The 11465-nt window shown below is 44.4% G+C and carries 11 protein-coding genes and 1 pseudogene; 2 read left to right on the top strand and 10 right to left on the bottom strand.

Annotated features, from left to right (window positions below):
• Together FTU05_RS16250 and FTU05_RS16245 are read left to right on the top strand one after the other, a co-directional pair.
• Window positions 1–110 (top strand): zinc ribbon domain-containing protein (locus FTU05_RS16250; RefSeq protein WP_179994364.1); only part of this gene is annotated, 110 nt, incomplete at its 5' end.
• A gap of 35 nt (window positions 111–145) precedes the next feature.
• Window positions 146–340 (top strand): hypothetical protein, encoded by a 195-nt coding sequence (locus FTU05_RS16245; protein ID WP_180005485.1) that lies wholly within the window; start codon window positions 146–148, stop codon window positions 338–340.
• Between the two features lie 18 nt (window positions 341–358).
• Here the strand turns inward: FTU05_RS16245 and FTU05_RS16240 are convergent, their stop codons facing one another.
• The 10 genes and pseudogenes from FTU05_RS16240 to FTU05_RS16195 form a co-directional block, all read right to left on the bottom strand.
• A complete protein-coding gene (locus FTU05_RS16240; protein ID WP_180012110.1) occupies window positions 359–760 on the bottom strand; it encodes a Na+/H+ antiporter subunit G in 402 nt (133 codons plus the stop codon).
• A gap of 12 nt (window positions 761–772) precedes the next feature.
• Window positions 773–1048: a monovalent cation/H+ antiporter subunit F gene (locus FTU05_RS16235; protein WP_078189410.1), complete on the bottom strand. Its 276-nt coding sequence runs from the start codon at window positions 1046–1048 to the stop codon at window positions 773–775.
• On the bottom strand, window positions 1045–1566 hold the full coding sequence (locus FTU05_RS16230; RefSeq protein ID WP_180012108.1) for a Na+/H+ antiporter subunit E: 522 nt from the start codon (window positions 1564–1566) through the stop codon (window positions 1045–1047). Before FTU05_RS16230 ends, FTU05_RS16235 begins: the two co-directional genes overlap by 4 nt.
• 1 nt (window position 1567) lies before the next feature.
• On the bottom strand, window positions 1568–3376 hold the full coding sequence (locus FTU05_RS16225) for a monovalent cation/H+ antiporter subunit D (RefSeq protein WP_180166052.1): 1809 nt from the start codon (window positions 3374–3376) through the stop codon (window positions 1568–1570).
• The gene (locus FTU05_RS16220) at window positions 3376–3741 is read right to left on the bottom strand and encodes a Na+/H+ antiporter subunit C (RefSeq protein ID WP_078189407.1); all 366 of its coding nucleotides are present in this window, start codon (window positions 3739–3741) and stop codon (window positions 3376–3378) included. The genes FTU05_RS16225 and FTU05_RS16220 overlap by 1 nt, the downstream gene beginning before the upstream one ends.
• A 1-nt stretch (window position 3742) precedes the next feature.
• Window positions 3743–6583 carry a monovalent cation/H+ antiporter subunit A gene (locus FTU05_RS16215; RefSeq protein ID WP_180077227.1) on the bottom strand — a complete coding sequence of 947 codons (2841 nt, stop codon included), beginning with the start codon at window positions 6581–6583 and terminating at the stop codon, window positions 3743–3745.
• A gap of 342 nt (window positions 6584–6925) precedes the next feature.
• Complete coding sequence (locus FTU05_RS16210; RefSeq protein WP_180166050.1) at window positions 6926–8329, bottom strand: AAA family ATPase; 1404 nt, start codon at window positions 8327–8329, stop codon at window positions 6926–6928.
• A 46-nt stretch (window positions 8330–8375) separates the two neighbouring features.
• Window positions 8376–9878 carry a UvrD-helicase domain-containing protein gene (locus tag FTU05_RS16205; RefSeq protein ID WP_180009538.1) on the bottom strand — a complete coding sequence of 501 codons (1503 nt, stop codon included), beginning with the start codon at window positions 9876–9878 and terminating at the stop codon, window positions 8376–8378.
• 9 nt (window positions 9879–9887) lie between these two features.
• Window positions 9888–10670 (bottom strand): bifunctional phosphoribosyl-AMP cyclohydrolase/phosphoribosyl-ATP diphosphatase HisIE, encoded by a 783-nt coding sequence (gene hisIE / locus FTU05_RS16200; RefSeq protein ID WP_180009539.1) that lies wholly within the window; start codon window positions 10668–10670, stop codon window positions 9888–9890.
• A gap of 96 nt (window positions 10671–10766) precedes the next feature.
• Window positions 10767–11345, bottom strand: a pseudogene (locus tag FTU05_RS16195) (FAD-dependent oxidoreductase); the annotation flags it as partial.
• Window positions 11346–11465 lie beyond the last annotated feature (120 nt).

Raw genomic sequence — 11465 nt, 5'->3', positions numbered from 1 at the left:
AATGGGAGTGCATGAGCTGTGGTACAGCTCATGATCGAGATATAAACTCAGCTCTAAACATTCTTGCGCTTGGGCATAAGCGTCTAGCTGTAGGAATCACCCTCTTTTAAGGGGGTGAGGATGTCAAGAATTGGCGAATCTTGAGATGAGTCAATATCAGCCTAAATGGTCTGATCATTTTCAAAGTAGTTATGAAACAAATATGCTGATTGATTTAGCTGAAAAATATGGTTTAAAAACGACGCCATATAACCAAAAGCGTTTGCAATATATGGCTCAAAGTAGCGTATTTGAAAAAATGTGGATGCGAATCAAAGAATTTTTTAGCTCGAAGACATAAACAAAACTGGATCTGGAATTAATCCAGATCTTCCGGTTTTGAATGGATTTTAGAGTGAAAGGCACGGCGCCGAGTTCGTTGCCAAGGAAGAGGGCGATTGAGAGCTTCTGGTGCATCACCACTCATCGAGCGAAGTCGTAAATGTAATGCCGCTTGCGCCATAAGGTTTGCAGAAACCGGTGCTGTAATAAAGGCAAAGAGCGTGATCAAGATCTCTGCAAAACCAAAACGACCTTGAAATGCTGCATAAATAATTGCAGCAATTAGAAAACTTCCTAAGCCTAAGGTGCTCGATTTGGTCGGTGCGTGCAGACGCATAAATAAGTCGGGTAGGCGAACCATGCCAATACCGCCGACCAACATGAAAAAAGCGCCAATAACCAAAAAAATCGAGACCAAAATTTCCATGACTAATTGCATATTAATGGACTCCTAGTCGATCACGTGGCCAGTGGTGAAATAGCGTGCTAAAGCGGCTGTAGACACAAACCCAAGCATGGCAACCAATAATGCCCCCTCAAACATCGATGTACTTGCCCAATAAATACCTAAAATGACAATTAAACAGGTGGCATTTAAAAATAAGGTATCTAAAGCAAGTAGTCGGTCTACGATTGAGGGTCCCATCACTAAGCGGATGAGGCACAGTAACATCGAGATCGTCACCGCAACTAAACAGATGCCAAGCGCATACGGTAAAATTGTCATGTGGATTCTCCTGTATCAGCGCCAAAAATGAGGATGAGAGGGCGTTCATAGCGCTCTTTAATGGTTTGAATTTCCGCTTCAGGGTCATCCGTGCTCAGCGCATGGACCAAAATATCACCACGGTCTTGGTCAATCCCAGCAGACACTGTACCGGGTGTGGTGGTGATGATCATCGCAAGTAAAGAATTGACTTCCTCATGCTGTGTATCGAGAGGAACACGGAACCATTTCGGGTGCAGTTTATGTGTTGGCCCAAGGACTAATTTTGCAACATGGATATTACTGACAATAATATCCCACAGCACCACAAAGAATAATTTACATGCTGCCAGCCAGTTGATATTCGGCGTTCGGTCAATAAAAGGGCGAACCAATCGTGGAATAACAATGGCTAAAACCAAGGCCATGCAGAGTGTGGCCGCATCTAGACTGTGCGCTAACATCACCCAGCTCAGACCAACCATGACTGATACCAATGGATGCGGAAACCAGCGATTTAATACAGATGTTTTCGCCATGTTAAGGTGCCTCCATCGGTTTTAGTTGGGTCTCTTCAGGTAGTTTTTCTTCTTGTTGCTGTCCTTGAATTTGGCGTTGCTTATACTCAGAAATATGCTCGCCATGTAGAGTTTCAGGTGCAATCAATGCAGGAATGAGGTGTGCATTTGGATCGGCTGATTCACCACCATATTTAGTTTCAGGTAAATTTTCAGGATCATAAGGTTGAACACTGATGATTTGACCTTCTTCATCCTTTTTTAGCAGCAATGATTCATATAATGGATTGTCTTGAATTTGCTGTGCAGTTTTGTAGGTATAGTCATAGATCGGCGCAGCAAAAACCATATATCCCACGAGCGCTGTTAACAGCAGATAAATGGTTTTGTCATTACGAAGCGGAGCCTTATTCGGTAAAGCCTGATAACGCTGATATTCTTCAGTATCAATATCATCTTCTGGGCGAGATGAACGCCAGAAAAGCACAAAACCAACTCGGGTGAATGCGATAATACTGAGTAAACTCACCAACAATACGATCAAAATAATCATGATTTGGTAAGGTGAGTTGGCCGTTGCTTGTAAGAGAAATACTTTACCCAAAAATCCACTAAATGGCGGTAGACCAGCCATCATCAACGCAATGATGAAATAGCAAACAGCAACGGTATTATGCTGTTTCATACGGGGCGCAATTTTAAAATGATCTTTAAATTCGCCACGTTGTGAGGTAATCCAACCCGAGAGAATATAAAAAGCTGCACCAATGATGGTACTGTGAATCAGGTAATAAAGCCCCGCAGCCCATGCATCAGTATTAAAGAGTGAAATCGCAACCAATATTGTCCCGATAGAAGACAAAATCATAAAACCGACAAAACGACGTAAGCGATCCGTTCCGATAGCACTATAGGCACCATAGAGCGAGGTTACTAAGCCAATCGGTAACAACCACTGTTGTAAGATTTCACGGCTAATCCCATCGTCAAACACAGTACCATTGACACGGAGAATGGCATAGATGCCGACCTTGGTCATTATAGTGAATAAGGCTGCGACAGGCGTGGTTGCCACAGCATAGGTCTTTGGTAACCAGAACCCTACAGGCAGCATTGCAGCTTTGATGCCAAAGACAGTGAACAGTAACAATGCACCAGCCACAGCAATACGATGTTGATCCGCTTCAAGCAAAGGCATAAGTCGTGCAACATCAGCCATATTTAAGCTACCTACACTGCCGTAAATCATCCCGAGTCCAATCAGGAAGAGGGCAGAGGCAAATAGGTTAATGGTGACGTAATGAATACCAAGCTGAAAACGTGCTTTGCCTTGACCATGTAAGAGCAAAACATATGATGCCATCAACAGGATTTCAAAGAACACAAACAGGTTAAATAAATCGCCTGTCAGGAACGCACCACACAAACCCATCAGTAAGAAATGGCACATGGCATGGAAATAACGACCACGTTCGTCCCATTCTTTGCTAGCAAACCACATCACTGGCACAGCAAGTCCATAGGTTAGCACCAACATGAAAGCAGAGAGTCGATCTAAGACTAAAACGATGCCGAATGGTGCGGCCCATTCACTCAAGTTATAAACCAAAACTTGACCAGAGCTGGCAATCATCAAATAACTGATGGATGTGATCAGTCCGAGGATACCAGAGACATAACTGATTCCGCGACGCCAAGGTTGTCGCCAGTCATGCGCCAACGAGCCAGAACCGGGGTTGCCCAGCAGGACTAAAATAAATGCAGTAATTGCAGGAATTAAAATACTGAAAATCGGGCTATGCGTAGTCCAAAATTGGATGAAGTCATGCATTATGGCTCATCCTCCCGCGGGTCAATTTGCGGTATTTCTTCTTTGGAGTCCACATGATCTGTTCCAGTTTCATAGCGGCTACGCAGAGCCAATTGTACGATAAAGGCAGTGGTCGCAAAGCCAATCACAATGGCTGTCAGGACCAAGGCTTGTGGTAAAGGATCGGTCGCTTTGGTGGTTTCAGTTAACACGGCAGGTGCGTTGACATGAATACGCCCCATGACAAATAAAAATAAGTTCACGGCATAGCCAATCATGGCTAAACCCAGTACGACAGGAAAGGTACGTGCCCGCAAAATCAGGTAGACCCCTGTTGCAGTCAGTAAGCCAATGGCTGAAGCGAGTAAAAATTCTAAACTAATCATCTTATTCGCCTCTTGGAACTGGACCAGACATACTCGAGTGACGCGAGTCGCCTAAGACGGAAATCATTAACATCGTCGCGCCCACAACGGTGATGTAGACACCTGTGTCGAAGAGGGCAGCGGAGGCAAGGTGCATTTCACCTAAAATGGGTGGCGATACATAGATATGAGCACTGGTCAGGAATGGACGCCCCCATAGCCAAGCCGCGATACCTGTCAGCCCCGCAATGGTTAAACCAATACCAATCCAAACTTCATATAAGCGACCTGATTTTGCACCAATCAGTTGTTCAGCACGGTCTTGGCCGAGCGCAATATATTGAATCACTAAGGCTAAAGAGGTAATTAAGCCTGCAATAAAGCCACCGCCTGGTAAATTATGACCCCGTAGGAAAATATATAAGCTGATGACGAGTGCTAAAGGCAAAATCCATGATGATGTAATACGGAACATCAGTGGTGACGGATTAAAACGATAGGTCAGACCTTGCGTAATGGTGGTACCATGAGCACGCATACCATCCATCATGCACAGCGTACCAATTGCGGCAATTCCCAGTACGGTAATTTCACCAAAGGTATCGAAGCCACGGAAGTCGACCAAGATCACGTTGACCACATTGGTACCACCACCAAGTGGGATGGATTGCTGCATAAAGAACCATGAGATGGAATTATGATCGCGGGTCATGATCAGCCATGAAATCCATGCGATCCCTAAACCTGCAATAATCGCAATTATTGCATCTCGCCAACGACGAGACACACTCGACTCATAAGGTGTGAGCTGTGGTAATAATGATAAGCTCATGAGTAAGAGCACGGTGGTCACCACGTCAACAGTAATCTGCGTGAGCGCCAAATCTGGAGCGGAGAAACAGATAAACACCATAGTCACAACCAGACCGACTGCACCACTGATGAGGACGGCTTTAATCCGTTCATGGTGGAACCAAAGCATCATCCAACATGCAGAGAATAATAATAGCCACAGAACGATTGCGATGATTGGTGCATGTATCAGTTCACGGCTGCCTGTGCCGATACCTTGCAGCCAAAATGGAACAATGACGATGGCTACACTAAAGATTAAAATCCACAATAAATAGCTTTGTAATTTGCCATTTTCAGTAAAGCGACGGAACTTTCTTGAGCTGAGTAAAAGATGCTTTAAAAATAAGTCGAACAGCACTTTACCTTGCAAACGGCCCAAAAGAGGATCCAAATCGATACGGCGTAATTTGCCGCCCTTTGCCAATGCGAAATAGAAAACTAAACCACCTAAAAGTGCAATCACACTCATCAAAAGGGGTGCATTTAAACCATGCCAAATCGCTAAATGTGTACCTTCAAACGCAGTATTTTGAATACTCGCACGCGCGGTACTATTGACAATATGCTCAACCAATAACGCAGGGAAGAGTCCAACTAAAATACATAAAGCAGCCAGTAAGGTTGCTGGTGCGCGCATGCCAAACGGTGGTTCATGCGCTTCTTTATTGGGAACATCTTTCCCTAGTGGACCATCAAAAAATACCCCATGAACCAAACGTACCGAATACGCGACAGCAAAGATACCGGCAAAGGTGGCAATGATGGCTGACACGATCATCACTGGCCCAGTCAGGTTGGCCAAAAGTTCAGTAAAGAACATCTCTTTAGAAAGGAAACCATTGGTTAATGGTACACCTGCCATAGAGGCCGCAGTGATCATGGTCAGCGTTGCTGTAAACGGAAGTAATTGCCATAAACCAGAGAGTTTTCGTAAATCACGTGTACCTGATTCGTGGTCAATAATCCCCGCGATCATAAATAGGGCTGCTTTGAAGGTTGCATGGTTAATGATATGGAAAATAGCAGCGGCAACTGCGAGGGGAGAACCGATCCCGAGTAAACAAACGATCAGACCTAAATGGCTGATGGTGGAATAGGCCAACAGCCCTTTTAAATCTTCTTTGAAAATGGCAAAGAAGGCCGCCATACATAAGGTAAACAAACCAATAAAGGTGACCAAGTTGTGATACAACGCCGCGCCTGCAAAGATTGGCAATAAGCGTGCAAGCAAGAAAATTCCGGCTTTCACCATCGTAGCAGAGTGTAGATAAGCTGAGACGGGGGTCGGTGCTGCCATGGCATTTGGCAACCAAAAATGGAAAGGGAACTGCGCACTTTTGGTAAATGCCCCCATTAAAATCAATAGCAGTGCAGGTACAAAAAGCGGATGCTGCTGAATTTGGCTACTCATCGTCAAGATTTGATCAATCTGATAGGTGCCCGTGATTTGCGCCAACAGAACAAAACCACCCAACATACATAGACCACCCATGCCTGTAATGGTCAAAGCCATACGAGAGCCACGCTGAGCAGCGTCGTAATTGCTCCAATAACCGACCAATAGGAAAGATGAAATACTGGTGAGTTCCCAGAAAATGAGTAATAAAATTAAATTATTAGACAATGAAATGCCGAGCATGGCAGCCATGAACAGCATCAATAAAACATACAGTTTACTGAGCGAATTCTTTGGACTTAAATAATAGTAGGCATAGATATAAATTAAGGTGCCTATTCCCGTAATGAGCAGGGAAAACAACAAGCCCAGTGCATCGAGACGGAAACTGAAATCAATGCCAACTTGAGTGAGCCACGGCCAAGTTTGAATGATGGTTTTGCCATTAAAGACATCTGGGGCCTGACTCAATAATAAAACTAAACTGCTGAGGCTGACGCCAATCGCCCCTAAAGCTGTTACCCCGCGAGAGAATTGCTTCAACCACGAGACAAGTGTTGTGCCTAGTATTAACGGTAACAATATAATAATCGGTAGCACACTCGTATCCATTGTCATGATTAGGCGGTGAAACCTAGGTGTATTTCATCTTTCAAGGATTACAGGACAGCAAAGAGCAGTCCAAAAATTCAATCTTGAAAGCCATGTGTGTCAAAAAAATTAAAAACAAGCTGTGTTGCGCAACTCGTAAAGCGATAGCAATTTCCGATGTTACTATGAAAATTGCAAATAAAACCGATCATATTACATGCGTAAAACAACATCAATCTTTTTTATGAACCACTTACACATTATACGCCTGACGAAACTGTCTAGACATCTATTGCGGCCTTGTTGCTGAATATTTAAACATCGAGGCTATGGATTACGCTCACTTAATCAGCCTCAGTTTTTTTAACTTAGCGGTTGGATCGTAACGTCCTGATCACCCCGCTGTGATAAAGCCCTAACCAATTCTTGTTGCTGTTGCTCGGTCAGTTGCGTCTGGATTAATTGCAACATGTGCTGGATCGTATCTGGGCTGTTCAGTGGCTCATTTAATTCAGTCTCTTCAGTTTTGGCTGGAAGCGATACCTTTGATCCGAGTTGCAACTGCTGATAAATCTGATCATAAGTTTCTTGTAGTTTTTCAGGCTGAATCTCACTGAGCTTTTTATTCTGTAGTTGTAAGCACTGAAAACGAGAAGCCTGTTCCAGCAGTTCAGGACGGTTGCCGCTGGCAATGATTTGGAGTCGTGGAAACGCTTGATTTAAACGGGTCAAAATCACTTGAGTCATGTTTTGATCGAGTTGGTGGTCTATGGCGTCGATCAATAAAATACCGTCACCTTCTTGGCACGGATATAAGCTATGAGGATTGAGTAGGCACAGGCGACGCACAATATCACCAATTAAGGCCACAAGGTTGCGGACACTATTCGACAACTGTTGAAACAACATGTCTTTGCCTTGATAGCAGACCATTAACTGTAATCTAGGGTGATATTGCAGATAAATATTGGTCACATCGGGCAACACGGTCTCTAAGGCTTGTTTTAATGATCTGAGTGACGGCGCGTGTAGATCGGCCTGAGCTTGCGCCAGTTTTTGTCCAAAAAGTGGCGTGTCAGATGTGTTGGATGAGTCAGTTGGGTTTTTTGGATGTAATAAATTTTGAATTAATTCGGCACTTTGTGCATTTTCTATATCGGATATTTCTCGAAACCACTCAAAAAAACGAATAAAAGTGGTAAAGGGAATGGCCGAGATTTCATAGGCATGTGAAGGCTGAAAAATAGCAGGATTATTTTTATTGAGAATATTTACGTCGTTGACGAAGCGTTCAGCAGGGTAATAGGCAATGAGCGGCAGCCCTTGTAACGGATCAGCTTTGAGGGCTTTTTGATACAGCGCAACCATCGATTCCAATTGCTGTGTTTCGGCCTTACTGAGGCCGACGCCTTGACTGTTTAATGTTTTATACAGTTGCCATGAACAACATTGTGGGTCTTGGTCTTGCTGATCACTTGAAAGCTGAAATGCGCCAATGTCTTCGGGAAAACTGACCTGAATATCAAGTTTCGATTGTAAGCGATTTAACATGATGTCTTGATCGAGCATCACCACACCTGCGGTACGCAAATCTTTATAGCGTGCAGCAAACCAAGTGAGGGCCTGGTAGCTAAAGCGCAGTAGGGAGGTTTTTCCGGAGCTTTGATCACCCAAAATTAAGGTAATCGGCAGATCGTGATAATTAAAATTGAGGGTGATATCAGTAAAATGAAGGGTGTGCTTGAGTTGAATCGATTGTATTTTCATGGTGCACCTTTTACTGATTTATTGTTTATTCACCTTTGTCATCATACTAGCTGACCGCTTGTGCCAAAGATTTAGGCATTTGACGTTTTAAGTGCTGCATCAAGTCATAAATATGATGGATATTTAAACTTACTTTAGCACGTGTGCAGGCCACGTAAAGTAACCGTAACTCTTCGTCACTAATTTTATAATCTTTATCGTTGAGCTTAAATTGGTAGTCATCTTCAATATGTACCCGATCCCATTCTAAACCTTTGGCTTTATGGGCGGTCGAGATGATGTAGTCGGCTTGATCAATCGGGGTGATTTTCGCCAGCGCCTTTTTCAGTGGGTCAGTACCGTGGTCATCGACCAACTTCACTAGCGGTTTAATATCGCTGCCGTCATTGGTCTCGCAATATTCATGTACATCATGCCATGAGTTAAACCATGCAAGCTCTGGGACATCGACCACGCGTTTACCTTGCTTGAGCATGGCTGCAGCATCGACAAAACGATTGAGTCGTGCATGATCTGCTTGCAGGCTGACTTTTTCACCTTTGACCAAACCTGCCAATAACAGTTCCATCGCACGTGCATTGGTACGACATAAAATGGCATCGCGCATCTTGGTATGCGGTTTATTGACCACTTTAGAGTTGAGCTGCGGATTACCCAATAACGGCACGGTTTCATTCAATGCGCCCAGCAGAGCATTGGCGTTCAAGGCAATTTCTTCACCAAAACGGAACGACGTGGTTAAACGTGATTCGGGTAAAGGGAGTTGCTGCATGGCATTGACTGCGCCACGCCATGCATAAATTTGTTGATGCGCATCGCCCACATAGATGACTTGGGTATTCCGCTGTTTCAGTAAAATCCCTAGCATTAGTGGGTCAGCATCTTGAGCTTCATCGAACAGCACATAATCCGCAGGAATATTCGGTTCAGACAAAGCCCAAAGTTTTAAATAAATATCGTGTCCAATCCCTGCTGCATGGTTCGGATCAATCGATTCTAACCAACGACGTTCAATCGCAGGATATAAGTGCTTTTGTAAGCTTTCGATATCGTCAGGATGCAACCAACTCGGTGCTTGTAGATGTCGTGGGGCAGGGTACTGTGAACTGGTCGAACAGAAATAACTAACAGCATTTGCCACCAGACTCGCCAAACGCGAAGGCATGAGTACATATTTTTCATAACGACCGCCCATCATACGACGTAGGGTGATCGGTTCTAGTCGATATTCTTTGGCAATAAAACTGGGACTTAAACGTGGTAGACGCAGTTTATCAGTCACTCCACGTGGAACACTACGATAAGCCAATGAGTGGAAGGTTCGACAGTCGACATTTTGATGAAAACGATTCTGTGCTTCGGTGGCAATGGCTTTGTTAAAGGCCAAGTACATGCCACGCCGCTGAGGCATGGCATCACTGATCATTTGGAGTGTGGTGGTTTTACCTGTGCCAGCATAGGCGATCACTTTAAATGATTTGCCTAGACGTGCGTTATCTATGGCAGTAGCCTGCTCATAGGTCGCGGTCGGTTTTTTAAGCTCTGGCACGGTTGCGTCTTAGTGCTGACGGTTGGCTTTTTCAACCAAACCGGAAAGGCCTTGACGACGAGCGAGTTCGTTAAGTACCAATTGTGGATCAATATCGAAATAACCTAGCATTACAATGGTATGGAACCAAAGGTCTGCCACTTCGTAAATCAGATCGTTTTTGTTGTCTTCATTGGCTTCGATTTTAAAATCTTTAGCGGCAATGATGGTTTCAACACTTTCTTCACCGATTTTTTCTAAAATTTTATTCAGACCTTTATGGTAAAGCTTTGCCACATAAGAGGATTCAGGGTCGGCTTGTTTGCGTTCAGCCATCATTTTACCTAAGTAGTCGAGTACTTCGACTTGCTCAGATTGTACATTGGACGCATTCATCGCAAGGGTATGTGGATTTGCTGATTTTGCACCATAAATTGCAGCCGGATCTTTCAATTGCGCATCGACAACTTCCCAGCCATTGGCAGTAAGTTTGCGATAGAAACACGACTCACGACCGGTATGGCAGGCAATGCCGCCATGTTGTTCAATTTGTAGCACAATCACGTCAGCATCACAGTCCAAACGGATTTCATGCACGGTTTGGAAATGGCCAGATTCTTCACCTTTATGCCATAACTTATTGCGTGAACGTGAAAAGTACACCGCTTGATTTTTTTCTGCAGTTTGCGCCAACGCTTCACGGTTCATCCATGCCACCATCAATACGCGTCCGCTTTGATGATGCTGTGCAATAGCAGGCACTAAGCCTTGTTCGTTAAATTTTACTTCATCGAGCCATTGCAGGTTGTTCATGAGGATTTCACCAATTCAAAAATCAAAAAATAAATGCCGCAGCATTTGAGCAGCATCATAGTGTAAGCCATCAAGAGAATGATGGGGAGTTAATTCTTAATCAAATTTTAAATTGCGCAGTTCAGCCGCAGAATCATCTGCAGACTTGCGGGCTATGTCGGCATAATTCATTTGCCCACATGCACCTGTTTTTAAGCCAGAAATCGTGATGGCCATTTCTTTGCGGAAAAACGGCAGCTGATACATGGCACGAAATGAAATATCACGCAGCGGCGCTGTCCAGCGATGATGTGATTGATAAAACGGTGTCAGCAGGCGGCTAAAAAATTGGTAAAACCGCACGGACGGCAACCGCAGTTGATGATACTGCTGCCAGAGGTTTTGCAGTGAGAAATCCTGTTGATATTGAAGCAGGGCTTGACTGGTGGCCCATGCGTCGAGCAGCGCCATATTGGCGCCTTGTCCAAGCTGCGGACTCATGGCATGAGCCGCATCTCCTAAGATACCGATACGACCTTCACCAAGTTTGCTCAGCACCACATCACGATAGTTGGCAGACAGCCATTGCTGCGGATCATCTGGATGTGGAATCACATGCGCTAACCATTCTGCAACACTCAGCCAGCGTTTCGAAACTTCAAGCAACCATTGCTGCTGTGCGCTTTTGGTTTTTAACTAAATGTGCGGAATTCTCCATCTATAATCTGTGATTTAGATGGAGATGGATAGCACGCCTTTTCAGTCGGGTCTTTCTTGGTTTTGGATGTATTCTCGAATTACATCAATTGTCGCTCC

The organism is Acinetobacter sp. YH12049 (assembly GCF_013419875.1).
Taxonomy (GTDB): Bacteria; Pseudomonadota; Gammaproteobacteria; order Pseudomonadales; family Moraxellaceae; genus Acinetobacter; species Acinetobacter amyesii.
This window is presented reverse-complemented; position numbering and strand designations above follow the sequence as displayed.